Raw genomic sequence first — 25,294 nt, forward strand, 5'->3', positions numbered from 1 at the left:
TGACCGGCACATGACGCGCCGGTTCGGAGCCTTTACTGTGCGACCAGAATGGAGTGGCCGGTCATCTCTTGCGGTTTTTCCATGTCCAGCAGATGCAGGATGGTGGGAGCAACATCGGCCAATACGCCACCTTCACGCACTTTAAGAGGGCGCTTTCCGAAGTAGATGAACGGCACCGGCTCCGAGGTGTGCGCGGTATGCGCCTGGCCGGTGGAGTCGTCGGTCATTTGCTCGACGTTGCCGTGGTCGGCGGTGATCAAGGCTTCGCCGCCGACTTTTTCCAACGCCTGGGTAATGCGACCCACGCAAACGTCCAGGCATTCGACTGCCTTGACCGCTGCGGACATGATGCCGCTATGCCCAACCATGTCGCCGTTGGCGTAATTGACCACGATGACGTCATAGCGCTGATGCTCGATGGCATCGACGATCTTGTCAGTCACTTCCGGTGCGCTCATCTCCGGCTGCAGGTCGTAGGTGGCGACTTTCGGCGACGGGATCAGGATGCGCTCTTCACCGGGGAACGGCTCTTCGCGACCGCCCGAGAAGAAGAAGGTGACGTGCGCGTATTTCTCGGTTTCGGCGATGCGTAGCTGAGTCTTGCCGTTATTGGCCAGATACTCGCCCAGCACGTTTTTCAGGCTGCCCGCGGCAAAGGCCGACGGCGCGGGGATGCTGGCTGCGTACTGGGTCAGCATCACGTAGTTGACCTTCGGCTGGCGTGCGCGCTCGAAGTCCTTGAAGTCGTCCTCGACAAATACCCGCGTCAGTTCCCGGGCGCGGTCGGCGCGGAAATTCATGAACACCACGGCGTCGCCGTCTTCGACCCTGGCCGGCTCGCCGATGCGGGTGGCTTTGACGAACTCGTCGTTCTCGTCGCGGGCGTAAGCGGCTTCAAGACCGGCGATGCTGGAGTCGGCGTGGAATTCGGCGGTGCCGTCGACAATCAGGTTGTAGGCGGTGGAAACGCGGTCCCAACGATTGTCCCGGTCCATCGCGAAGTAGCGGCCGATGATGGTGGCGGTACGGCCTTTACCCAGGCGGGCGAAGGTCTGGTCCATCAGTTCCAGCGAGTGCTGCGCGCTGCGTGGCGGCGTGTCGCGACCGTCCAGGAAAGCGTGCAGATAGATCTTGTCAGCGCCGCGCTTCACAGCCAGCTCGGCCATGGCGACCAGGTGGTCCTGGTGGCTGTGTACGCCGCCGTCGGACAGCAGACCCATGATATGAACGGCCTTGCCGGCGCTCACTGCCTTGTCCACCGCGGCGCAGATGGTCGGGTTCTCGAAGAACTCACCGTCGCGAATAGCCTTGGTCACGCGGGTGAAGTCCTGATACACCACCCGTCCGGCGCCCAGGTTCATGTGGCCGACTTCGGAGTTGCCCATCTGGCCGTCCGGCAGGCCGACGTCCATGCCCGACCCCGAGATCAGGCCGTGAGACATGGTCTCGTACAGGCGATCCATGACCGGCATCTTGGCGGCCATGATGGCGTTGCCTTCGGGACTTTCGCTGTGGCCGAAGCCGTCAAGGATGATCAGGACCAGAGGTTTTGGGGTGGCAGTCATGGGACCCACTCGAGGCTGGTTGATGGAAGTAGGAAAAGATCGGCATTTTAAGGACAAGTTCAAACGGCGTCACTGCCGTACGGACTTTGGCCGACCTTGGGTGCTGTGTATACTGGCCGACATTTTAACGCCCTGGAACCGACCGATGGTTGCTAATCTGCTTGAATTCGCCACGACCCACTATCTGATTACGGGAGCATTCGTCATCCTGCTGGTCATGCTCATCGCCTACGAAATGAGCAAAGGTGGCCGCAGTCTCAGCACGGGCGAACTGACCGCGCTGGTCAACGCCGACCAGGGCGTGGTCATCGACGTACGTCCCGCCAAGGACTACGCAGCCGGCCATATCGTCGGCGCCCTGAGCTTTCCGCAGGACAAGGTGCTGACACGCACCGCCGAGCTGCAGAAGTACAAGGACAAGACGTTGATCATAGTCGACGCAATGGGGCAGCATGCAGGCAGTACCGCCCGTGAGCTGCTGAAATCCGGCTTCAAGGCGGCCAAGTTGTCCGGCGGTGTATCCAGCTGGCGCGCCGATAATCTCCCTCTGGTGAAGTGAAATGCCCCACGTCCTCGTCTATTCCAGTGACTACTGCCCGTACTGCATTCGCGCCAAACAGCTGCTGAAGAGCAAGAACGTGGCGTTCGAGGAAATCGTTGTCGATGGCAAGCCGCAGCTTCGTGCCGAAATGACGAAAAAGGCGGGCCGTACGTCTGTGCCGCAGATATGGGTCGGCTCGACTCACGTCGGCGGTTGCGATGATTTGTTCGCGCTGGAGCGTGCCGGCAAGCTCGACGCGCTGCTGGCCTGAGTCCTTATTCCTACTAGCCCCCTATTTGTGAAGGATCTGAAATGACCGATCAACCGAACAACGCTGCCGCCAACTCCGAAGAAAACGCACCTCAGTTTTCCCTGCAGCGTATCTACGTTCGCGACCTGTCGTTCGAAGCGCCGAAAAGCCCGGCGATCTTCCGTCAGGAATGGACGCCAAGTGTCAGCCTGGATCTGAACACCCGTCAGAAGCCGCTGGAGGGTGATTTCTACGAAGTGGTCCTGACCTTGTCCGTTACCGTCAACAACGGTGACGAAGTGGCCTTCATCGTTGAAGTCCAGCAGGCCGGTATCTTCCTGATCAAAGGCCTGGACGACGCTTCGATGAGCCACACTCTGGGCGCGTTCTGCCCGAACATCCTGTTCCCGTACGCTCGCGAAGCGATCGACAACCTGGTGGTACGCGGTTCGTTCCCGGCGCTGATGCTGGCCCCAGTGAACTTCGACGCGCTGTACGCCCAAGAGCTGCAACGCATGCAGGAAGCGGGCGAAACCCCGACCGTGCAGTAAGCGTTACCGGCTCACAAAAAAAAGCGCCCTTTGGGGCGCTTTTTTTGTGGGGGAATACCTGTAGGAGCGGGCCGGGCGGCGTTCCGTTTGCCCGCGAACAGCCTTACGCGGTCTGGCTGACACCGCGCGTCGTATGTGTCGCGGGCAAGCGCTCCTACGCCCTGCTAGCAGAATCAATCCGCTTCTGCCCGGAGGGCGTGGGAGTTAGCTTGCTGACGATCTGGCGCGAAGCGGCAGCAAGGGCGGTGGATGCATTCTGTCTGACCGTTGATCAGCGGTGGGTTAAAGACAGTTGGCTCCTACAAGTTACGCAAAGCCGTTCTGCCGCCATGCCTCGTACACTGCGACGGCCACGGTGTTGGACAGGTTCAGGCTGCGGCAGCCTTCGCGCATGGGCAGGCGCAGGCGCTGGTCCGGGCCCAGCGGGTCGAGGATGTCGGCGGGCAAGCCGCGGCTTTCCGGGCCGAAGATAAAGGCATCGCCTTTTTCGAAACGCACATCGTGAAACGGTCGCGAACCTTTGGTGGTGAAGGCGAATACGCGCGGGTTGCCGAGCTTTTCCAGACAACTGGCGAGGTCGGCGTGAGTTTGCAGCGTGGCATACTCGTGGTAGTCGAGCCCCGCCCGACGCAGGCGTTTATCGTCCAGCTCGAAACCCAGGGGCTCAATCAAATGCAGGGTGCAGCCACTGTTGGCGCACAGCCTGATTACATTGCCGGTATTCGGCGGAATTTCTGGTTGAAAAAGGATGACGTGAAACATGCACGGCTCCGAACAAAAGGACGGGATGCATTCTACCCCTGAAGAGGACCCAAGGCCGAAGCTATGGCCGCGGGTTCTGGGTTCCATGGCAATTGTCGGCTTCACGGTGGGGTCCATCATCGGTCGCCTGCAGCAGCCCGATCCCGTGGAATTGATGCAGATCGAAGAACTGCCCACCGGCCTGGCGCTCTGGTTCAACGAAGAGCCGACCTTCAAGGGCGAAACGGTCGACGGTGCCGTGGTGGTCAAGCTTGACGCCTACGGGCAGCCGTGGAACGGCCAGCTACGGTTCGATAACAAGGTGGCGCGCTGGAGGGTGGAGCGAGGGGAAAAAGGGCTGGTGCTGACGCTACTCGCGGCCCGCCCTCTGCATGGCGACTGGCGCACTGCAGAGGTGGACGGGCGCTGGAGACTGGAGGTCAGTCTCCGAGAGGAATAAAAGAGGGGAATCCCCGGCCTGCCTGTACCAAGGTCCCCAAAACTGGTGATGTATGACCTATTGCAGAGGGCGTGCCAGTTTTGGGGATCAAGCCTGATCATCAGCAAATATTTTTCAAACCCGCCTGTTTATGGGCTCTCGGACGCAACGTCCTGAGGGCGGCTGCCTTCTACGCCATGTTTCGGCACCCCATATGATCCATTTCTGCACATAAATCGAGCATAAAAGCGCTTAGAGTGCCCATGCTGATGCATGTCAGCATGAACGTCTGATCACGCCTGAGGCGCAATTAAGCTGAAGCACCGCCTCTGGTTGGCCCGCCAACAGGCGGCATGGCTTTTGCTGAATCGAGAGGCCGCTGAGCGACAGTTACTCCCTGGATTGGTTCACGGCATCCAGGCTGGAAGCTTGGGCTTTGAGCGCTTTCTGGCCTGATGAGCGTCCCGAAAACGCGATTTTCAAAGTTTCTTTTGCGAGCATGCACGGAGCGATCGTCGGCATGGTGGCAATTGTCATAATTGCTGCTACCTGTGTGTAAGTTACTGTTTTATAAGCAATATATTCGCTGTATTTAATGTCGTTTCTTCGGAAAAACGGCTCCAAGGCAGCGATTAGCCGCCGCGAGGCGCTGGCAAACAAAAAGATCTGACGAATGACCTGAAAATATTTTTTGGGAATTACGTAAATTGGCCGATACACTCGGTGCCGGCTGATAAATACGGACGCTGATATAGCTGATGGATCTAAAAGCATTACCAACGGTTACTTTTAGGTTTATCGCTTTTTCACTACCGTGCAGCCACCGATACACGCGGTCTAGTCGTAAAAGTCTCGGGACGCACAGCTACCATTGGCCTTCAAGAGCCGGGACTGTCGTCTAACGCGTATCCATGGGTCAGGGCATATGCCCGGCACCATGGACATAAAAAATTAGATTCACGAGGAGCGTAGTAATGAAGAAGTCGTCCCTGGCCTTGGCCGTAACCTTCGGCATCATGGCTCAGCAGGCCGGTGCAGCTGGCTTTCTTGAAGACAGCAAAGCGTCCGTCAGTTCCCGTACCCTGTATTTTGATAACAATGTTCGTGAAGGCTACCGAGCTCCTGAGCAGGAAGAAACTGCTACTGGCCTCAAGTTCGACTACATTTCGGGCTTCACTCAAGGCACTATAGGATTCGGCCTTGATGCTCAGGCACTCGTCGGCTTCGGCTTGGGCGGTGGTATCAAGCACCATAACGCTGGTTCCGCTAACACTGTTGTCCCGGCAGATACTGACGGTTCTTCCGTTGATAGCTGGAGCCGCGTCGGTGCCAACGTCAAAGCTCGCTTTTCCAAGACTGAGCTGAAAGTCGGTAATGCGCTCGCGCCAAACCTGCCGATTCTGGTCAGCAACGATGGTCGCTTGCTGCCTCAGGCTTTCGAAGGCGGCATCCTGACTTCCAAAGACCTGGACAATGTGACCTTCACTGCCGGTCAACTGACCCAAGGCATTGGTCGTGCCTCTAGCGACTGGGGTGATCTGTCGGTAAACGGCGCAGCCAAAGGCAGTGACGAGTTCCGATTTGCTGGTGCTGACTGGAAAGTCACGAAAGACCTGACCCTGCAATACTATTTCGCGAATCTGGAAGACTTCTACAAGCAGCACTTCCTGGGTCTGGTTCACGTTTACCAGATCGCCGATGACCAGTCGTTCAAGACCGACCTGCGTTACTTCAACAGCAGCTCCGATGGCAAGAACGATGATGGTGCTACCGGTTACACTTTCAACAACAACAATGGTTATGCCAAGAAGCCAGGCGAGGTCGATAACAGCACCTGGTCTGCCATGTTCACCTATACCTTGGGCGGTAACGCGTTCATGGTCGGCCATCAACAAGTCGGCGACGACGGTGGTTTCGTTAACCTGAACCAAGGTTCGGTACGTAAGAATAACGGTCTCGGTAGTCTTGACGGTAACGGCGGCGCAAGCTTCTACCTGTTCACTGACTCGATGATCAATCAGTTCAACCGGGCCGGCACGAACACCACCTTCGGTCAGTACTCGTATGATTTTGCTAAGGCTGGCATTCCAGGTCTGAAGGCCGCGATTGCTTATCTGCATGGCGATGACATCAAAGGTCGTCAAGGCACCGTTAACGCAGGTCGTGAATTCTCCGAGTGGGAACGCGACATGCGCGTTGATTACGTGATCCAGAGCGGTCCGTTGAAAGGCTTCGGCACCACTGTTCGTCACGGTACCTATCGTGGCGATACTGGTCTGCTCAACTCTACCGACGCCGACCAGACCCGCGTAATCTTCAACTACACCTACAATTTCATGTAAGTGTTCTGAAGCTCCAAAGGAACCCCGCCCCGTGCGGGGTTTCTTTTGCCTGATTTTTGATATTCGAACCAGTTCTAACCACATCCATATCTATTCTTTTCAATTTACCGTGTGGGCAGGCAGAGTGGGGCTTAACTGAAAGCTTCCTGAACAAGACAAGGAGCAACACCATGACACTGCGACTTGGCGATATCGCCCCGGACTTCGAGCAAGAGTCGAGTGAAGGCCTTATCCGCTTCCATGAGTGGCTGGGCAACAGTTGGGGTGTTCTGTTTTCTCATCCGGCAGACTTCACGCCGGTCTGCACCACCGAACTGGGGTTTACTGCAAAGCTCAAGGATGAATTTGCCAGGCGCGGCGTGAAGGCTATCGCGCTGTCGGTCGATCCGGTGGACTCTCACGTAAAGTGGATCGATGACATCAATGCCACGCAAAACACACAGGTCAACTTTCCAATCCTGGCAGATGCCGACCGCAAGGTGTCCGACCTGTATGACCTGATCCATCCCAACGCCAACGACACGCTGACCGTGCGCTCGCTGTTCGTGATCGACCCGAACAAGAAGGTTCGGCTCACCATTACTTATCCGGCCAGCACCGGACGCAATTTCAACGAGATCCTGCGGGTCATCGATTCCTTGCAATTGACTGACAATTACAAAGTCGCCACGCCAGCCAACTGGGTGGATGGCGAAGATGTGGTCATCGTGCCCTCCATCAAGGACGAGGCCGAGATCAAAGAACGGTTTCCACGCGGCTATACGGCGGTCACGCCTTACCTGCGCCTGACCCCGCAGCCAAATCGCTGATTATCGTTTCAACCATGAGTGAACCTTGGGCCGACTTGTCGGCCCTTTTTTATGCGCACTGACGCGTAGGAGCGCGCTTGCCCGCGACCAGGGGTACCGGATGCACCTGACACAACCGAGCAAACCAACGTCGCGGGCAAGCGCGCTCCTACGGCTATATTCATTTAAAGAATAACCAAATGAATAAATAAGATTTATAGATATAAAAAACACCTGTTACTGTCACTTCCACTACGGGCGATGCCGCCCGCCAATCGCACCTTACTGGGCCGCCATCGGTCGAGCAGGTGACCAACTTTCTGTTTGCAAAGGAGCGCGCCATGCGCACTATCTTTTTGCGTCGAGGCCTGGTCGCTCTGTTTGCCGCGGCAGTTTCTTTCGGCGTCATTACTCAGGCCCAGGCTGAAGACCTGCGCATCGGTTATCAGAAATACGGCACGCTGGTGCTGCTCAAGGCCAAGGGTTCGCTTGAAAAGCGCCTGGCCGAGCAGGGCGTGAAAGTGCAGTGGACCGAATTCCCCGGTGGCCCGCAACTGCTGGAAGGCTTGAACGTCGGTTCCATCGATTTCGGCGTGACCGGCGAGACGCCTCCCGTGTTTGCCCAGGCAGCCGGTGCAGACCTGCTTTACGTGGCATATGAGCCACCAGCTCCGACCAGCGAAGCGATTCTTGTCCCCAAGGACTCACCGATTACCTCGGTCAAAGACCTCAAAGGCAAGAAAGTGGTGCTCAACAAGGGCTCCAACGTGCATTACCTGCTGGTCCGCGCCCTTGAAGATGCAGGGTTGAAATATTCCGATATCCAGACCGTATTTCTGCCGCCCGCCGATGCACGCGCGGCGTTCGAGCGCGGCAGTGTCGACGCCTGGGTTATCTGGGACCCGTATCAGGCGGCGGCCGAGCAGCAGTTGCAGGCGCGCACGTTGAAGGACGGCACCGGCATCGTCGACAACCACCAGTTCTATCTCGCTACCAAACCCTACGCGCAAAAGAATCCGCAGGTGATTCAGACGCTGATCGAAGAAGTTCGCGCAGTAGGCGAGTGGTCCAAAGCGCACCCCGAGGAAGTGACGAAGCAGGTTTCGCCATTGCTCGGCCTGCCCGCCGACATCACGCTGACTTCGGTGAAGCGCCAGGGCTATGGCGCGCTGTTTCTTACGCCACCGGTAGTCGCTGCGCAGCAGAAAATCGCTGACACCTTCTATCAGCTCAAGTTGATCCCCAAACCGCTCAGCATCGCTGATGTGGTGTGGACGCCGCCCGCTGCCGTCGCCAAGACCCAGTGATCGACCGGCCCCCGAAGGAGACAACTCCATGAGCCTCAGCGCTTCACAACGCGTCATTCACCGGCTGGCACCTTGGGCGCTTCCCGTCTTGCTGTTGGCGTTCTGGCAGCTGTCGGTCAGCGCAGGCTGGTTGTCGACACGTATTCTGCCGGCACCAAGCGCGGTCATAAGCGCAGGCGTCAACCTGGTTGCGAGTGGCGAAATATGGACCCACCTCGCGATCAGCGGCTGGCGGGCGGGAATCGGTTTTGCCGTCGGCGGCGGCATCGGGCTGGCGCTTGGGTTTATCACCGGGCTGACCCGCTGGGGCGAGCGCCTGCTCGACAGCTCGGTACAGATGATCCGTAACGTGCCGCATCTGGCGCTGATTCCACTGGTGATCCTGTGGTTCGGCATTGACGAAACGGCCAAGATATTTCTGGTCGCGCTGGGCACGCTGTTCCCGATTTACCTCAACACTTATCACGGCATCCGCAACATCGATCCAGCGCTGGTGGAAATGTCACGCAGCTACGGTTTGTCCGGCTTCAGCCTGTTCAGGCATGTGATCCTGCCCGGCGCCATGCCTTCGATCCTGGTCGGCGTGCGCTTCGCGCTGGGTTTCATGTGGCTGACGCTGATCGTCGCTGAAACCATTTCGGCGAGCTCCGGGATCGGTTACCTGGCCATGAATGCCCGCGAGTTTCTGCAAACCGATGTCGTCGTCCTGGCCATTCTGCTTTACGCGGTGCTCGGCAAGCTGGCGGATCTCGCCGCGCGAGCTCTGGAACGTGTGTGCCTGCGCTGGCATCCGGCCTATCAAGTGCACAAAGGCGGTGCCGCATGACGAGCCTGAAACAACAACCGCCGCATCTGCTGCGTGGCATTCCGCTGGCGGTTCGCAAGCTGAAGAAAGCATTTGGCAGCCGCGAAGTGCTCAAGAATATCGATCTGCATATTCCGGCCGGGCAGTTCGTGGCCGTGGTCGGGCGCAGTGGTTGCGGCAAAAGTACCTTGTTGCGCCTGCTGGCCGGTCTGGACAAGCCGACCCAGGGCCAGTTGCTGGCCGGTTCCGCGCCGCTGGCCGATGCCCGGGAAGACACCCGCCTGATGTTTCAGGAAGCGCGGCTGCTGCCGTGGAAAAAGGTCATCGACAACGTAGGCCTGGGGCTGACCGGCGACTGGCGTGCCCAGGCGCTTGAAGCGCTGGAAGCGGTGGGCCTTGCCGAGCGCGCCAACGAATGGCCGGCGGCTTTGTCCGGCGGACAGAAGCAGCGGGTGGCGCTGGCTCGCGCCCTAATCCACAGGCCTCGTCTGCTGTTGCTCGACGAGCCGCTGGGCGCGCTGGATGCGCTGACCCGGATCGAGATGCAACAGCTGATCGAAACGCTATGGCGCAAGCATGGTTTTACCGTGCTGCTGGTCACCCACGATGTAAGCGAAGCCGTCGCGGTCGCCGATCGGGTCATCCTGATCGAAGAAGGCCGAATTGGTCTGGACCTGGTTGTCGACCTGCCGCGCCCGCGCGCTCGGGGTTCACACCGCCTGGCGGCGCTGGAAACCGAAGTCCTCAATCGCATGTTGTCTTTCCCCGGTTCACCGCCGGAACCCGAACCCACTTCACCATTGCCCACGCAGCTGCGTTGGGCCAATTAATACGATCCCCAAAGGAAGCCATACCATGACAATCAAAGCCATCAACGTTCGTAACCAGTTCAAAGGCACCATCAAGGAAATCGTTCTGGGCGACGTACTGTCGGAAATCGACGTGCAGACCGCCTCGGGCATTGTCACCTCGGTCATCACCACCCGCTCGGTCAAAGAGCTGGAACTGGGGGTTGGCAGCGAAGTGATTGCGTTCGTGAAATCCACCGAAGTATCGATTGCCAAGCTGTGACCGCAGCGTTGTACAGAACCCCGGACGGTGGAAACCCTCCGGGGTTTTTTGCGACCGTCTTCTGCTTGAACGAAAACGCCGCAAGGCGTTAGCGCTTGCGGCGTTCAGGTTGCCCGGCGTGAATCACACCGTATGCAGATACCAGTTGTACTCAAGGTCGGAGATGGAGTGTTCGAACTCCTCCAGCTCACTTTCCTTGCAGGCCACGAAGATATCGATGTACTTCGGATCGATGTACCTGGCCATGACCTCGCTGTCGTCCAGCTCGCGCAGTGCATCGCGCAGGTTGTTCGGCAGGCTCTGTTCGTGCTGCTCGTAAGAGTTGCCCGAAACCGGCGCGCCAGGCTCGATCTTGTTGGTCAGGCCGTGGTGTACGCCCGCCAGGACCGAAGCCATCAGCAGATACGGGTTGGCATCGGCACCGGCAACGCGGTGTTCGATACGCACCGCATCGGCAGTGCCTGTAGGCACGCGAATGGCAACCGTGCGGTTGTCCAGGCCCCAGGTAGGCGAGTTGGGTACGTAGAACTGAGCACCGAACCGGCGATACGAGTTGACGTTCGGGCACAGGAACGCCATTTGCGCCGGCAGGGTCTCGAGCACACCGCCGATCGCATGACGTAATGCGGCGTTCTGCTCGGGATCCTCGCTGGTGAAGATGTTCTTGCCATCGCGGTCCAGGATCGAGATGTGGACGTGCAGACCATTTCCTGCCTGACCCGGATAGGGCTTGGCCATGAAAGTGGTGTCCATCTCGTGGTCGTAAGCGATGTTCTTGATCAGTCGCTTGAGCAGTACCGCGTAGTCGCACGCCTTGAGCGGGTCGGCAACGTGGTGCAGGTTGACTTCGAACTGCGCCGGGGCGCTTTCCTTGACGATGGCGTCGGCCGGAATGCCTTGCTCCTTCGCGCCTTCAAGGATGTCCTGCAGGCAATCGACATATTCGTCGAGGTCGTCGATCAGGTAGACCTGTGTCGAGTGCGGGCGCTTGCCGGAGATCGGCGAGCGTGGAGGTTGCGGGCGGCCATTCACGTTCTCCTGATCGATCAGGTAGAACTCCAGCTCGAAAGCCGCGCAGATAGTCAGGCCTAGGTCATCGAACTTGGAAACCACCTGACGCAGCACTTCACGCGGGTCGGCAAAGAACGGGGTGCCTTCCAGCTCGTGCATGGTCATCAGCAATTGCGCGGTCGGGCGCTTCTGCCAGGGTTCGTTGCACAGGGTGTCAGGGATTGGATAGCAGATTCGATCGGCGTCGCCGATGTCCAGGCCAAGACCGGTGCTTTCCACCGTCGAGCCATTGATATCCAGGGCAAACAGGGAGGCAGGCAGGTTGATGCCTTTCTCGTAAACCTTGTGGAGGCTGGTGCGCTCGATGCGCTTGCCGCGCACCACACCATTCATATCTGCAATCAGAAGGTCAACGTACAGAACCTCAGGATGTTCCTTAAGGAACGCGTTCGCTTCGTTAAGCTGAACGGCACGCGGGGGTACCGACATGATGCAACACCTTTGTTGTTAAAAATATCAATCATCGAGTATTACGGGTTTCAGTCAATCCGAAAGCCATGATGAAGTCAATAGAGCCACAGGTTGCCCCAAAATTGCCCCGTGACGCCGTTTTTGCCGCTATTTGGGGCGTGGTTTTGACACCGTGGGCTGTGCGGCATATGCGTGTCAGCGATCTGTCTAAAGCCTTTAACGGGAAGTTGTATAAAAAAATGAACAAGGCTAAGCTCGATTGCGACCCATAGAGCAATAATACCGGGGGTTCGATGCCTTGCCTTCCCATGATTGGCTTACGCTTCTGCGACGTGCAGAGCAGTCATCATGTCTGTCACATTAGCGTCCATAATGGCCTGCCGCTGAACGTCTCGACGTCCGGGGTACCATGCTGCCCATGAATTCACACACGCAGGTGCCACCTTACCGCGTATTCGCGCCTGCCGAAACGAGTTGTATACCCTGACGCCAATGCGTCTGGAAACGCCTGATTCCATCAGGACACGACAAACCCTGAGGTATTTATGAGTACCAACCTCGACCAGCTCACCGATTGGTTGAAAGAACACAAGATCACCGAAGTCGAATGCATGATGTCCGACCTCACCGGGATCACCCGCGGCAAGATCTCACCGACCAACAAGTTCATCGCTGAAAAGGGCATGCGTCTGCCCGAAAGCGTGCTGTTGCAAACGGTGACCGGCGACTATGTAGAAGACGAGATCTACTACGAACTGCTGGACCCCGCCGACATCGACATGATCTGTCGCCCTGACCAGAACGCGGTGTATCTGGTCCCTTGGGCCATAGAGCCCACTGCGCAGGTGATTCACGACACCTACGACAAGCAAGGCAACCCCATCGAGCTGTCCCCGCGCAACGTCTTGAAGAAAGTTCTCAAGCTGTACGCTGATCAGGGCTGGCAGCCGATAGTCGCACCGGAGATGGAGTTCTACCTGACCAAGCGCAGCGACGACCCGGATTATCCGTTGCAGCCTCCGGTCGGGCGTTCCGGTCGGCCGGAAACCGGACGTCAGTCGTTCTCCATCGAGGCGGCCAACGAATTCGACCCGCTGTTCGAAGATGTCTACGATTGGTGCGAGTTGCAGAATCTGGATCTGGACACGCTCATCCACGAAGACGGCACGGCGCAGATGGAGATCAACTTCCGTCATGGCGACGCACTGTCGCTGGCTGACCAGATCCTGGTGTTCAAGCGCACCATGCGCGAAGCCGCGCTCAAGCACGATGTGGCGGCGACCTTCATGGCCAAGCCCATGACCGGCGAGCCGGGCAGCGCCATGCACCTGCACCAGAGCATCATCGACATTCACACTGGCAAGAACATCTTCTCCAACGAAGACGGGACGATGAGCCAGCTGTTTCTGAATCACGTTGGTGGCCTGCAGAAATTCATTCCCGAGCTGCTGCCGCTGTTCGCGCCCAACGTCAATTCGTTCCGCCGCTTCCTGCCGGACACCTCCGCGCCGGTCAACGTCGAATGGGGCGAAGAGAACCGGACCGTGGGCCTGCGGGTCCCGGATGCCGTGCCGCAGAACCGCCGCGTGGAAAACCGCCTGCCTGGCGCCGATGCCAACCCCTATCTGGCAATTGCCGCGAGCCTGTTGTGTGGCTTCATCGGCATGGTCGAGGGCATCAACCCGAGTGCGCCGGTGGTTGGCCGGGGTTATGAGCGCCGCAACCTGCGCCTGCCGCTGACCATTGAAGATGCGCTGGAGCGTCTGGAAAACAGCAAGACCATCGAAAAGTATCTGGGCAAGAAATTCATCGTCGGCTACGTCGCGGTCAAGCGCGCCGAGCACGAGAACTTCAAGCGCGTGATCAGTTCCTGGGAGCGCGAATTCCTGCTTTTTGCCGTCTGACCGCTGAACAACGCCGCCGCGCCTGCGCAGGCGGCGTTCTTCAACCGAATTGATAAAGGATGTGCCGCATGACTGCCAAAAACCCGCAAACCCTCGAATGGCAAGCCTTGAGCAGCGAGCATCACCTGGCGCCATTCAGCGACTACAAGCAGCTGAAGGAAAAGGGACCGCGCATCGTCACCCGCGCCGAAGGCGTGTATTTGTGGGACAGCGAAGGCAACCAGATCCTCGACGGCATGTCCGGCCTTTGGTGCGTTGCCATCGGCTACGGTCGGGACGAACTGGCCGACGCTGCCAGCCGCCAGATGCGTGAGCTGCCTTATTACAATCTGTTCTTCCAGACCGCCCACCCGCCTGCGCTCGAACTCGCCAAGGCACTGTCGGAAATCACGCCTGCGGGCATGAACCATGTGTTCTTCACCGGCTCCGGTTCCGAAGGCAACGACACCATGTTGCGCATGGTTCGTCATTACTGGGCGCTCAAGGGCCAGCCGAACAAGAAAACCATCATCAGCCGCGTCAACGGTTACCACGGTTCCACCGTGGCCGGCGCGAGCCTGGGCGGCATGACGTATATGCACGAGCAGGGCGATCTGCCGATCCCCGGCATCGCCCATATTCCCCAGCCGTACTGGTTTGGCGAAGGCGGCGACATGTCTCCAGACGAATTCGGGGTATGGGCCGCCGAGCAGCTGGAGAAGAAGATTCTCGAACTGGGTGTCGACAACGTCGGTGCATTCCTCGCCGAGCCGATTCAGGGTGCCGGTGGCGTCATCGTGCCGCCCGACAGCTACTGGCCGAAGATCAAGGAAATCCTTGAGCGTTACGACATCCTGTTCGTGGCGGACGAAGTCATCTGTGGCTTTGGGCGTACCGGTGAGTGGTTTGGTAGCGATTTCTACGGCCTCAAACCGGACATGATGACCATCGCCAAAGGCCTGACCTCAGGCTATGTTCCAATGGGGGGGCTGGTAGTGCGGGACGACATCGTTGCCGTGCTCAACGAAGGCGGCGATTTCAACCACGGTTTCACGTATTCGGGCCATCCCGTGGCAGCAGCGGTCGCGTTGGAAAACATACGTATCCTGCGCGAAGAAAAGATCGTCGAACGGGTCAGGTCGGAAACGGCACCATACTTGCAAAAGCGTCTGCGTGAGCTGAGCGACCATCCCTTGGTGGGCGAAGTGCGTGGTGTCGGCCTGCTGGGCGCCATCGAACTGGTGAAAGACAAGGCTACGCGCGAGCGTTATAGCGGCAAGGGTGCCGGCATGATTTGCCGAACCTTCTGTTTCGAGAATGGCCTGATCATGCGCGCAGTTGGCGATACCATGATCATCGCGCCACCCTTGGTCATCAGTTTTGCGGAAATCGACGAACTGGTGGAGAAGGCCCGCAAGTGCCTCGACCTGACGCTGGAAGCACTGCAATTGTAGGAGCGAACCGGGCGGCGATCCGCTTGTCCGCGAAGGCGGTTGTGAATGTACCGGCCTCTTCGCGGCGCAATCCGCTCCCCACAGGGACCGGCGCTTCTGAAGGCGGTGGCTTGATACAGAATCCTAACGGTCAGTGATAAAAAACATTGGAGCTGTGCATGAAAACATTTGGCAAGACCCTTCTCGCGTTGTCCCTCATGGGTGTTGTGGCCGCAGCTGCGCAGGCCGATGACAAAGTGCTGCACGTCTACAACTGGTCCGATTACATCGCGCCGGACACCGTTGCCAAGTTCGAAAAAGAGTCGGGCATCAAAGTCGTCTACGACGTTTTCGACAGCAACGAGACGCTTGAAGCCAAACTGCTGGCCGGCAAATCCGGCTACGACATCGTCGTGCCGTCCAACAACTTCCTGGCCAAACAGATCAAGGCGGGCGTTTATCAGGAGCTGGACCGCTCCAAGCTGCCGAACTGGAAGAACCTGAACGAATCGCTGCTCAAGGCCGTTTCCGTCAGCGACCCGGATAACAAGCACGCCTTCCCGTACATGTGGGGCTCGATCGGCATCGGCTACAACGCCGACAAGGTCAAGGCAGCGCTGGGCGCCGATGCGCCGGTCAACTCCTGGGATCTGCTGTTCAAGCCCGAGAACGCTGCCAAGCTGAAAGCCTGCGGCATCAGCTTCCTCGATTCGCCGACCGAGATGCTGCCGATTGCCCTGCATTACCTGGGCTATCCAACCGATTCTCAAGACAAGAAGCAGCTGGCCGAAGCCGAAGCGCTGTTCATGAAAATCCGTCCTTCGATTGGCTATTTCCACTCGTCCAAGTACATCTCCGACCTGGCCAACGGCAACATCTGCGTTGCAGTCGGTTATTCGGGCGACATCTATCAGGCCAAGTCCCGCGCCGAAGAAGCCGGTGGCAAGGTCAAGGTGAGCTACAACATTCCAAAGGAAGGCGCCGGCAGCTTCTATGACATGGTCGCCATCCCCAAGGATGCTGAAAACGTCGAAGGTGCCTACAAGTTCATGACCTTCCTGATGAAGCCGGAAATCATGGCCGAAATCACTGACGCGGTGCGCTTCCCCAACGGCAACGCGGCAGCCACGCCATTGGTCAGCAAAGACATCACCAGCGATCCGGGCGTTTACCCGCCTGCCGATGTGCAGGCCAAACTCTATGCTATCGCTGATCTGCCGGCCGCCACCCAGCGCCTGCTAACCCGCAGCTGGACCAAGATCAAATCGGGTAAATAAACCTGTCATGAAACCTGTGGATGCTGCGTGGCCCTGGCCGCGCAGCATCCAACAGACAGGAATGTTGTCGAAAACTTTGCTGGATGGACCTTTAGAAGGTAAGTTGCGCGCCGGTTTCCGTTGTCCGGATGCGCTCCGGCTTCCAGGCTCCCCCTGTTAAAAGGACCCACTCTTTGTCTACTTCCCTGTTTTCCAAAGCCCTGCTGGCCGGCGTCGGGCTGACTATCGCAGTCAGTGCCCAGGCTGAGTCGACCGTGCACATTTACAACTGGTCCGATTACATCGGCAAAACCACGCTGACCGACTTCGAGAGCGCAACCGGCATCAAGCCGATGTACGACGTTTTCGACTCCAACGAGACGCTGGAAGCCAAACTGCTGGCCGGCCGTACCGGCTACGACGTGGTGGTGCCGTCCAACCATTTCCTGGGCAAGCAGATCAAGGCGGGCGCTTTCCAGAAGCTCGACAAGTCGCTGCTGCCCAATTACAAGAATCTCGACCCGGCGCTGCTCAAGCGTCTGGAAAAGAACGATCCGGGCAACCTGTACGCCGTGCCTTATCTGTGGGGCACCAACGGCATCGGTTACAACGTCGAGAAAGTGAAGGCCGTACTGGGCGTCGACAAGATCGATTCGTGGTCGGTGCTGTTCGAACCTGAAAACATCAAGAAGCTGTCGAGCTGCGGCGTCGCCTTCCTCGATTCCGCGGACGAGATGCTGCCGGCGATGCTCAACTACATGGGCCTGGACCCAAACAGCACCAAAGAGGCTGACTACAAGGCGGCCGAAGCCAAGCTGCTGAAGATTCGCCCGTACGTGACTTATTTCCACTCGTCCAAGTACATCACTGATCTTGCCAACGGCGACATCTGCGTTGCAGCCGGTTTCTCGGGCGACGTGTTCCAGGCCAAGGCGCGTGCCGAGGAAGCGGGCAAGGGCGTCAAGATCGCTTACAGCATCCCGAAAGAGGGCGGCAACCTGTGGTTCGACATGCTCGCGATCCCGGCGGACTCCAAAAACGTCAAGGCCGCAAGCGCGTTCATCAACTACATGCTTGACCCCAAAGTGATCGCTCAGGTCAGTGACGAAGTGGGCTATGCCAATGCCAACCCGGCAGCCGGTGAGTTCATGGACCAGGAGATCCGCACCGACGAAGCGGTTTATCCGCCGCAGGACGTGCAGGACCGGCTATACGTGAACAGTGAGTTGCCACCCAAGGTGCAACGCCTGATGACCCGCAGCTGGACCAAGGTCAAGTCGGGCAAATAAAAAATCCAGCGCCCGGCCGTACAGGTCGGGCTGCACTTGTGTTGGGAGTTTCACCCATGGCAGTTGCCTCCGGCGCCTACAAAAAATCCCTGGAAGGCGGTCAGCAACCTAAACAGGTGCTGGTCAAGATCGACCGGGTCACGAAAAAATTCGATGAAACGGTTGCCGTGGACGACGTGTCCCTGCAAATCCACAAGGGCGAAATCTTTGCTCTGTTGGGCGGTTCAGGCTCGGGAAAATCCACGCTGCTGCGCATGCTGGCCGGTTTCGAGCGTCCGACCGAGGGACGAATCTTCCTCGACGGCGTCGACATCACCGACATGCCGCCGTACGAACGCCCGATCAACATGATGTTCCAGTCTTACGCGCTGTTCCCGCACATGACCGTGGCGGACAACATCGCCTTCGGTCTCAAGCAGGACAAGCTGCCCAAGGCCGAGATCGATGCCCGCGTCGCGGAAATGCTCAAGCTGGTGCAGATGTCCCAGTACGCGAAGCGCAAACCGCACCAGTTGTCCGGTGGACAGCGTCAGCGGGTCGCCCTGGCGCGTTCGCTGGCCAAGAAACCCAAGCTGTTGCTGCTCGACGAGCCAATGGGTGCGCTGGACAAGAAACTGCGCTCGCAGATGCAGTTGGAGCTGGTCGAGATCATCGAGCGGGTTGGCGTGACTTGCGTCATGGTGACCCACGACCAGGAAGAGGCCATGACCATGGCCGAGCGCATCGCGATCATGCACCTGGGCTGGATCGCGCAGATCGGCAGCCCGATCGATATCTATGAAACGCCGACCAGCCGCCTGGTCTGCGAATTCATTGGCAGCGTCAACCTGTTCGAAGGCGAAGTGATCGAGGACATGGAAGGCCATGCGCTGATCCGCAGTCCCGAGCTTGAGCGCAATATCTTCGTTGGCCACGGCGTGAGTACCTCTGTGGAAGACAAGCACATCACCTATGCGCTGCGTCCCGAGAAGCTGCTTATCACCACCGAACAGCCTTCGTTCGAGTACAACTGGTCACGCGGCAAGGTTCACGATATCGCTTATCTGGGCGGCCATTCGGTGTTCTACGTTGCGCTGCCATGCGGCAAGCTGGTGCAGTCTTTTGTCGCCAATGCCGAGCGCCAGGGTGCGCGGCCAACATGGGGCGATGAAGTCTACGTCTGGTGGGAAGACGACAGCGGCGTGGTGCTGCGCTCATGAAAATCCGCAAGGTCAAACGCGCCCTTAACCGGATCACGCCCAATGGCCGGCAAGTGGTCATCGGCGTACCGTTCCTCTGGCTGTTCCTGTTCTTCGCGCTGCCGTTCCTGATCGTCGTCAAGATCAGCTTCGCGGAGGCCGATGTAGCGATCCCGCCTTACACCGAGATATTCAGCTACGCCGAGGAAAAGTTGCAGGTGATCCTGAACCTGGCCAACTACACCTTGCTCGGCGGCGATGAGCTGTACGTTTCGGCGTATCTGGGCTCTCTGAAGATGGCATTCATCAGCACGCTGTTGTGCCTGTTGATCGGCTATCCGATGGCCTACGGCATTGCCAACGCCCGCAAAGACATGCAGACAGTGCTGTTGCTGCTGATCATGATGCCAACCTGGACCGCGATCCTGATTCGCGTCTATGCGTGGATGGGCATCCTCAGCAACAACGGGCTGCTCAATGCGTTTCTGATGTGGCTGGGGCTGATTGATGAGCCTTTGCAGATCCTCAATACCAATCTGGCGGTCTACATCGGCGTGGTCTATTCGTACCTGCCGTTCATGATCCTGCCGCTCTACGCCAATCTGGTGAAACACGACCAGAGTCTGCTGGAAGCAGCGTCAGACCTGGGTTCGAGCACCTTCAACAGTTTCTGGAAGATCACCGTGCCGCTGTCCAAGAATGGCGTCATCGCAGGCTGCATGCTGGTGTTCATTCCGGTGGTGGGCGAGTTCGTGATCCCCGAGCTGCTGGGTGGCCCTGAAACCCTGATGATCGGCCGCGTGTTGTGGCAGGAATTCTTCAACAACCGTGACTGGCCGGTGGCGTCCGCCCTGGCAGTGATCATGCTGCTGGTGCTTATCGTGCCCATCATCCTGTTCAACCGCAGTCAGGCTAAAGAACTGGAGAGCAAGGCATGAAGAGCTTTCGATTCTCGAACCTGATGCTGGTCCTTGGCCTGGTGTTCATTTATGCGCCGATGGTCATCCTGGTGATCTACTCGTTCAACGCGTCGCAGCTGGTGACGGTGTGGGGTGGATGGTCGGTCAAGTGGTACGTCGGCCTGCTCGACAATGCCCAACTGATGGGATCGGTGATGCGTTCGCTGGAAATCGCCTGCTACACGGCGATTGCCGCAGTCGCCCTGGGGACCATGGCGGCGTTCGTCCTGACGCGCATCACGCGCTTCAAGGGCCGCACGTTCTTCGGTGGGCTGGTCACCGCGCCGCTGGTGATGCCGGAAGTGATCACCGGTCTGTCGCTGCTGTTGCTGTTCGTGGCGATGGCGCAATTGATCGGCTGGCCGCAGGAACGCGGCATCGTGACCATCTGGATCGCGCATACCACGTTCTGCGCGGCCTACGTGGCCGTGGTGGTGTCGGCGCGTCTGCGCGAGCTGGACCTGTCCATTGAAGAAGCGGCCATGGATCTGGGCGCGCGGCCGTGGAAGGTGTTCTTTCAGATAACCATCCCGATGATCGCGCCTTCGCTGGCAGCGGGCGGCATGATGTCGTTCGCGTTATCGCTGGACGATCTGGTGCTGGCCAGCTTCGTATCCGGGCCGGGTTCGACGACCTTGCCGATGGAAGTGTTCTCCGCCGTGCGTCTGGGCGTGAAACCGGAAATCAACGCAGTGGCGAGTCTGATCCTGCTGGCAGTGTCGTTGGCGACCTTCCTGGTGTGGTACTACACCCGCAGCGCCGAAGAGCGCCGCAAACGTGCCATCCAGCAAGCCATCGAAGAAGCCGCTGCCGATTCATGGAAACAACCGGATCCACGCCGGGCCGCGTAATTGCCAACCGATTTGGGTCTGCTTCGCAGCCCCTCGCCAGCAAGCTGGCTCCTACAGTTCGTGTTGTACCGCGATTCATGTGGGAGCCAGCTTGCTGGCGAGGAGGGCGCAGCCCATCGCAATCCTACGGCACCAACCTCAAAACCCCCTTGGTGTGCTCCGCCACATCCTTCTCGCTCAAGCGCTGCGGCATGTACTCGCCTTTGACAAATGCCTCGGCCTGATCGGCGTAATGCTTGTCGAACGGCACGCCGCTCTGGCCGACCGGGTTGATGCCAAGGCTGTGCGCCGGGTCTGCGAAGTCGATCAGGCGTCGAGTGGAGGGGCCGTAGGTGACCGGCCACGGGGCTCGTCTGAACTGTGCCGACAGATTGTTTGGCACTTCGTGGCTGCCCGGCGCGGCGAACGGGCCGACATTGAACAACCAGTCCAGCGGTTTTTGCGCGCCCAGCGGATGTTCGTGAGTCAGCGTGTGCGCCTTGCCCCAGTGCCATTGGGCCGGGTCTTGCCCATAAAGCGACGACAAGCGCTCCAGACTGTTGCGCCAAGCAGCTTTGAGAATGTCGGAGCGTGTCTCCACCTCAGGCGTAGCGCGGTCATCCCACCAAGGCGACTGCGCATTGGCCGCCAGACGGGGCACGGCGCTATCCAGAGCCCGCGTCGAGAGCAGCGTCCCGAACATTCCGTCGCCTAGTTCATCGTGGAAAGCTTTCTCGACCACGTCGAACAGCAACTGATTGAACAGCGTAGCGGCGACGGAATCGACCGGGTAATCACCTTGCCAGGCTGCCAGTCTCTCGACCAGCGCCTGCTCCATTGGCCCTTGTGCAACATTGCGCAGCTCCGGTAGCCATGAACGAAGGATGCCCGGCGCGTAATCGGTTCGCGTGCCCAACTGCAGCGCTGCGCTGGATTTGAGATCCCACTTGATGCCCGGCTCGCTCAGCTGCCGATCAAGCTGCTGACCCCGCTCGGCAGGGTTGTAGTAGCCGGGTATCGCCATGCCGGTCGGTGACAGAGGCTGGAAGTTGGCCGACACAATATAACCGCGGGCCGGATTCTCTTCCTGCGGGTTGGCGCTGAACGGGTAAAACCCCAGCTTGTCTGCCTGCGGCGTGCTGCCGTCCAGCAGGAAAGCCGGGTTGACCCCTTCCGGCCGGATCGGTAGTTGTGCCGCCGCCCACCAGCCGATATCGCCCTGGGCGTTCGCCCAGACCAGATTCAGGCCGGGCGACTGGATTTTCTGCGCTGCGCCGCGCATCTTCGCCAGAGAGTTTGCGCGGTTAAGATCGTAGAAGCCGTCAAGCACCGGATTCTGCGATTCCAGAAACGACCACCACATGGCGACCGGGGCCTGGCCGGCCAGCTTGCCCATCGCATCGTTGACGATCGGGCCGTGTGGCGATTGGCGAAGGGTGATCGTCACCGGCTCCTGCCCCTTGACCGCGATCTGCTGCTCGCTGCGCGTCATGTCCACCCACTGCCCGTGGTACCAGACTTGATTGGGGTTGTCCGGATTGGTCTTCTCCACCACCAGATCCACGTCATCGTTCTGGAACATGGTCAGGCTCCAGCCGAAATCCAGGTTATGACCGAGAAACGCGAAGGGGTTGAGCGCCTGGTGGTGGCCGTAAAGCTCGAAACCCGGCGCTGACAACCGGGCTTCGTACCACACCGACGGCACCGAAAACCGGATATGCGGGTCGCCCGCGAGGATCGGTTTGCCACTTGCTGTGCGGCTGCCGGCGATCGCCCAGGCGTTGCTGCCTTCAAACTGCGGCAGCCCGGCGTTGTGTAGCGCGCCCAGACTCAGCTCGGCCAGCTTGTCGAGGCTGTGCCAGTCGGCGTCGCTCAAGGTGGGACGGGCGTCGAGTACACCCTGCGGATGCCAGTCAAGGTCGAAAACCTTCAGATAGTCAGGCCCCAGTTCATCGCGCACGTAAGTAAGCAACGGCTCGGTGCGGAAGGCGGCTGCGAAACTGTAGGCGAGATAACCGCCAACGCTCACCGTGTCCTCGGCAGTGAACGGACGTTTGGGGATGCCCAGCGCGTCGAACTCCATCGGCCGTGGGCGGCTGTTCTGAAACTGGTTGATTCCGTCGAGGTAGGCTTGCAGCGCTTGCCACGTTGGCGTGCTCTTGTTCTGGCGCGCAACGTAAGCGGCTGCATGTTCGCGAATGCGCAGGCTGCGAAACAGCCTGTCGGTATCGATCAGTCTGGGGCCCATCACTTCGGCCAGCTCGCCTCGCGCCAGACGGCGCAACATCTCCATCTGAAACAGCCGATCCTGTGCATGCACGTAACCCAGTGCGCGGTACATGTCCGCTTCGTGCTCGGCACGGATGTGCGGCACGCCGCGCTCGTCGTAACGCACGCTGACCGGCGCCTGCAAATGACTGATGACGATTTGGCCATCGCGCACTGGCTGTTTGCTGTGGATGTACCAGCCGCCAACGGCACCCAGCAGGGCGACGACAACGGCGAGGATGATGAGGCTGCGCTTCATCGGACTTCCTTGTAAGACCTGGGACAAAGTGTCGAAGACCGAACAGCCGGCTGGCTGCGCTTGACCGGCATGATTGTGCGTGAGGCGGCGCAGATTTGATGTCGGACATTTCGGTTTCCGGCGGCGTAGCTTGCCATGCCTGCATAGACAGATGAATATCGACACACGTCTTTAGCCGCCCACGCCGTGATCTGGATCCCCTAATGTCTGTAACGTTCGACCCCGACAACCTACGCGCCAGCCTGCTTCCGCTGAATGCCCAAGACCCGCTGACTGAACCTGGCCAGGCTTATCAGCGTTTCTATGATCTGGCGAGCGTGGGCGGGGACAGGTTGATTTACAGTTGGCTGGGACGCCTGGATGTGGACGGCTATGAGATTGTCGGTCAGGTCTGGTTGCCCGAAAAACCCGTGGCGACGATGTTTCTGTTCCACGGTTTCTACGACCACATGGGCCTGTACCGCCATGTCATCGACTGGGCGCTTGCGCAAGGTTTTGCGGTGATTTCCTGCGACCTGCCCGGTCATGGGCTGTCCAGCGGCAGCCGCGCGAGCATCAATGATTTCGCCGAGTACCAGGCGGTGTTGCAGCGCCTCATGAACGAAGCCGAGGCGTTGAAACTGCCGCATCCGTGGCACCTGTGCGGGCAAAGCACCGGCGGCGCGATCGTTATCGATCATTTGCTTCATCGCGGCGCAGACAGCCCGGCACAAGGCAAGGTCATCCTGCTGTCGCCGCTGGTGCGACCACGGGCGTGGGGCTGGTCACGGCTGAGCTATTACGCGCTCAAACCATTCGTAAAAGGCATCGCCCGACGCTTCACGGAAAATTCCAACGCACCGGCTTTTTTGCCGTTCCTGCTCGCCGATCCGCTTCAGCCGCGCCGCCTGCCCACCGCCTGGGTAGGCGCGCTGGCCCAGTGGATCGTGCGCATAGAGCGCGCGCCAGCCTGTGCTCGCAGCCCGATCATCATCCAGGGCGATGCCGACATGACCGTCGACTGGCTGCACAACCTCACCATCCTCAAGGCCAAGTTCCGCGAGCCGGAGATCCTGATACTGGATCAGGCACGCCATCACCTGGCCAATGAATCGCCGGAGTTGCGGGCAAGGTACTTCGAGTTTCTGAGCGGCCGAATGAACTGAAACGCTCGGCCTTTTGATAGCAGCACAGGTGCCGTGGGCTTAGTTCGCCAGACTCGATGCGTTCTGACCAACCGCCAGGCCGGCGCGAATCGCGGCGAGGGCGGCCTGGTAATAGGCTTTGCCTTCGGGTGACTCGGCGAAGGTGGAGAATTCTTCGAGTTCGGGATCGGACAGATCGCGGTAGACGTAGAGCAGCGTGTTGTTGAGGTCGGCGCTGATCTGCGCCATCAGGCGTTCGCGCTGGCCTTCGAGCATGCCTTGCGCCTGTCCACCGCCCAGAAGGCCGGGAATCATCTGGCTCAGGCTGTCGGCGGCAACGCCTGCAATGGCAAGACTGACTTCGGCACCGGCCTGTTTGGCCGGCAGTGCCTGGGCCAGGTGGCCGATCAATAGTTGGCGCGTGGCGTCGGCCTGAATCACCGGCAGGCCTTGAGCGTGCTTGGCGAGCTGATCGGGTCGAGTGGCGGTGAGCTCGGCGTTGACGATCTTGCGCCCCAGCGGAGTCTGGAAAAATTGCAGCGCGGGGGCCGGGTCCTTCAGGGTTTCACGCAGCCGTTTTTCGGCGCGCTGATCCATGGCTTGCGGTGCGAAGCGCTGATTGCTGTTGCTTACCAGCGCCTGAAAAACTGCCGGCGGCAGATTGTTTTTGTAGCGCTGCTGCGCGGCTTTTACCGCCTCGCTGAAATGCGCGCGTTGCTCTGGCCAGCCGGCGGCCTTGTACAACAGATCGTAGCTGTCTGCCCAGGCAGGCAAAGCGCAGCACATCAACAGCAAAAAAAACAAACGACGCATTAGGGACTCCTGTCGGCAGGCCGCTATTCTCGGGGTGTTGCCGGGGCTTTGTCGAGTTATGACTGCCCCTGCCGAATGAAAACTCCTGCGCACCACAATGCTGTATGCACGCCTCTGTTG

General features: G+C 59.1%; 24 protein-coding genes. 18 read left to right on the forward strand and 6 right to left on the reverse strand.

The features are described 5' to 3' along the window. Positions 1-32: 32 nt before the first annotated feature. Positions 33-1,565 (reverse strand): 2,3-bisphosphoglycerate-independent phosphoglycerate mutase, encoded by a 1,533-nt coding sequence (gene gpmI, locus J3P77_RS00990; RefSeq protein ID WP_434679014.1) that lies wholly within the window; start codon positions 1,563-1,565, stop codon positions 33-35. A gap of 145 nt (positions 1,566-1,710) precedes the next feature. Here gpmI and J3P77_RS00995 point away from each other — a divergent pair, with 145 nt between their 5' ends. Genes J3P77_RS00995 through secB form a run of 3 tightly spaced genes read left to right on the forward strand, consistent with a single transcriptional unit; the run spans position 1,711 to position 2,907 of the window. Then, entirely contained in the window at positions 1,711-2,124 is a 414-nt protein-coding gene (locus J3P77_RS00995; protein ID WP_434679015.1) for a rhodanese-like domain-containing protein, read from the forward strand. Between the two features lies 1 nt (position 2,125). Next, positions 2,126-2,377, forward strand: a complete 252-nt coding sequence (gene grxC / locus J3P77_RS01000) for a glutaredoxin 3 (protein WP_434679016.1) — start codon at positions 2,126-2,128, stop codon at positions 2,375-2,377. Positions 2,378-2,418: 41 nt separating this feature from the next. After that, entirely contained in the window at positions 2,419-2,907 is a 489-nt protein-coding gene (secB, locus tag J3P77_RS01005) for a protein-export chaperone SecB (RefSeq protein ID WP_434679018.1), read from the forward strand. A gap of 306 nt (positions 2,908-3,213) precedes the next feature. On the opposite strand, the gene trmL is transcribed toward secB, so the two are convergent. Then, on the reverse strand, positions 3,214-3,669 hold the full coding sequence (gene trmL / locus J3P77_RS01010) for a tRNA (uridine(34)/cytosine(34)/5-carboxymethylaminomethyluridine(34)-2'-O)-methyltransferase TrmL (protein WP_434679019.1): 456 nt from the start codon (positions 3,667-3,669) through the stop codon (positions 3,214-3,216). Between trmL and J3P77_RS01015 the strand changes: the two genes are divergently transcribed. Then, positions 3,668-4,108 (forward strand): hypothetical protein, encoded by a 441-nt coding sequence (locus J3P77_RS01015; protein ID WP_434679021.1) that lies wholly within the window; start codon positions 3,668-3,670, stop codon positions 4,106-4,108. The genes trmL and J3P77_RS01015 overlap by 2 nt on opposite strands. A 369-nt stretch (positions 4,109-4,477) precedes the next feature. Here the strand turns inward: J3P77_RS01015 and J3P77_RS01020 are convergent, their stop codons facing one another. After that, complete coding sequence (locus tag J3P77_RS01020) at positions 4,478-4,861, reverse strand: hypothetical protein (protein WP_434679022.1); 384 nt, start codon at positions 4,859-4,861, stop codon at positions 4,478-4,480. Between the two features lie 200 nt (positions 4,862-5,061). On the opposite strand from J3P77_RS01020, the gene J3P77_RS01025 reads away from it, so the two are divergent. The 6 genes from J3P77_RS01025 (at position 5,062) to J3P77_RS01050 (ending at position 10,400) form a co-directional block, all read left to right on the forward strand. Beyond that, positions 5,062-6,429 (forward strand): OprD family outer membrane porin, encoded by a 1,368-nt coding sequence (locus J3P77_RS01025; RefSeq protein WP_434679023.1) that lies wholly within the window; start codon positions 5,062-5,064, stop codon positions 6,427-6,429. 170 nt (positions 6,430-6,599) lie between these two features. Next, a complete protein-coding gene (locus tag J3P77_RS01030; protein ID WP_434679024.1) occupies positions 6,600-7,238 on the forward strand; it encodes a peroxiredoxin in 639 nt (212 codons plus the stop codon). Positions 7,239-7,558: 320 nt separating this feature from the next. Then, on the forward strand, positions 7,559-8,524 hold the full coding sequence (locus J3P77_RS01035) for a sulfonate ABC transporter substrate-binding protein (protein ID WP_434679026.1): 966 nt from the start codon (positions 7,559-7,561) through the stop codon (positions 8,522-8,524). 28 nt (positions 8,525-8,552) lie between these two features. Beyond that, positions 8,553-9,350 (forward strand): aliphatic sulfonate ABC transporter permease SsuC, encoded by a 798-nt coding sequence (gene ssuC, locus J3P77_RS01040; protein ID WP_434679028.1) that lies wholly within the window; start codon positions 8,553-8,555, stop codon positions 9,348-9,350. Beyond that, entirely contained in the window at positions 9,347-10,159 is an 813-nt protein-coding gene (ssuB, locus tag J3P77_RS01045) for an aliphatic sulfonates ABC transporter ATP-binding protein (RefSeq protein ID WP_434679029.1), read from the forward strand. The genes ssuC and ssuB overlap by 4 nt, the downstream gene beginning before the upstream one ends. Positions 10,160-10,184: 25 nt before the next feature. Then, positions 10,185-10,400, forward strand: a complete 216-nt coding sequence (locus tag J3P77_RS01050) for a TOBE domain-containing protein (protein ID WP_056842174.1) — start codon at positions 10,185-10,187, stop codon at positions 10,398-10,400. Positions 10,401-10,523: 123 nt separating this feature from the next. Here the strand turns inward: J3P77_RS01050 and J3P77_RS01055 are convergent, their stop codons facing one another. After that, a complete protein-coding gene (locus J3P77_RS01055; protein ID WP_434679030.1) occupies positions 10,524-11,900 on the reverse strand; it encodes a glutamine synthetase family protein in 1,377 nt (458 codons plus the stop codon). Between the two features lie 527 nt (positions 11,901-12,427). On the opposite strand from J3P77_RS01055, the gene J3P77_RS01060 reads away from it, so the two are divergent. The 7 genes from J3P77_RS01060 (at position 12,428) to J3P77_RS01090 (ending at position 20,731) form a co-directional block, all read left to right on the forward strand. After that, complete coding sequence (locus J3P77_RS01060; RefSeq protein ID WP_434679031.1) at positions 12,428-13,786, forward strand: glutamine synthetase family protein; 1,359 nt, start codon at positions 12,428-12,430, stop codon at positions 13,784-13,786. 68 nt (positions 13,787-13,854) lie between these two features. Further along, positions 13,855-15,219, forward strand: coding sequence for an aspartate aminotransferase family protein (locus J3P77_RS01065; protein ID WP_434679032.1), 1,365 nt, complete (start codon positions 13,855-13,857; stop codon positions 15,217-15,219). 158 nt (positions 15,220-15,377) lie between these two features. Beyond that, the gene (locus tag J3P77_RS01070; RefSeq protein ID WP_434679033.1) at positions 15,378-16,475 is read left to right on the forward strand and encodes a polyamine ABC transporter substrate-binding protein; all 1,098 of its coding nucleotides are present in this window, start codon (positions 15,378-15,380) and stop codon (positions 16,473-16,475) included. 173 nt (positions 16,476-16,648) lie between these two features. After that, the gene (locus J3P77_RS01075) at positions 16,649-17,743 is read left to right on the forward strand and encodes a polyamine ABC transporter substrate-binding protein (RefSeq protein WP_434679035.1); all 1,095 of its coding nucleotides are present in this window, start codon (positions 16,649-16,651) and stop codon (positions 17,741-17,743) included. A gap of 56 nt (positions 17,744-17,799) precedes the next feature. After that, positions 17,800-18,942 carry a polyamine ABC transporter ATP-binding protein gene (gene potA / locus J3P77_RS01080; protein WP_434679037.1) on the forward strand — a complete coding sequence of 381 codons (1,143 nt, stop codon included), beginning with the start codon at positions 17,800-17,802 and terminating at the stop codon, positions 18,940-18,942. Next, a complete protein-coding gene (locus J3P77_RS01085; protein WP_434679038.1) occupies positions 18,939-19,859 on the forward strand; it encodes an ABC transporter permease subunit in 921 nt (306 codons plus the stop codon). The genes potA and J3P77_RS01085 overlap by 4 nt, the downstream gene beginning before the upstream one ends. Then, positions 19,856-20,731, forward strand: a complete 876-nt coding sequence (locus J3P77_RS01090) for an ABC transporter permease subunit (protein WP_434679039.1) — start codon at positions 19,856-19,858, stop codon at positions 20,729-20,731. The genes J3P77_RS01085 and J3P77_RS01090 overlap by 4 nt, the downstream gene beginning before the upstream one ends. Before the next feature lie 124 nt (positions 20,732-20,855). Here J3P77_RS01090 and J3P77_RS01095 read toward each other — a convergent pair whose 3' ends face one another. Continuing rightward, positions 20,856-23,237, reverse strand: coding sequence for a penicillin acylase family protein (locus tag J3P77_RS01095; RefSeq protein WP_434679040.1), 2,382 nt, complete (start codon positions 23,235-23,237; stop codon positions 20,856-20,858). Between the two features lie 203 nt (positions 23,238-23,440). On the opposite strand from J3P77_RS01095, the gene J3P77_RS01100 reads away from it, so the two are divergent. After that, positions 23,441-24,382 carry an alpha/beta hydrolase gene (locus J3P77_RS01100; protein WP_434679041.1) on the forward strand — a complete coding sequence of 314 codons (942 nt, stop codon included), beginning with the start codon at positions 23,441-23,443 and terminating at the stop codon, positions 24,380-24,382. Positions 24,383-24,421: 39 nt separating this feature from the next. Here J3P77_RS01100 and J3P77_RS01105 read toward each other — a convergent pair whose 3' ends face one another. Continuing rightward, entirely contained in the window at positions 24,422-25,174 is a 753-nt protein-coding gene (locus J3P77_RS01105; RefSeq protein WP_434679042.1) for a DUF2059 domain-containing protein, read from the reverse strand. Positions 25,175-25,294: the final 120 nt, after the last annotated feature.

Source organism: Pseudomonas sp. R1-18 (assembly GCF_051132095.1).
Classification (GTDB): Bacteria; Pseudomonadota; Gammaproteobacteria; order Pseudomonadales; family Pseudomonadaceae; genus Aquipseudomonas.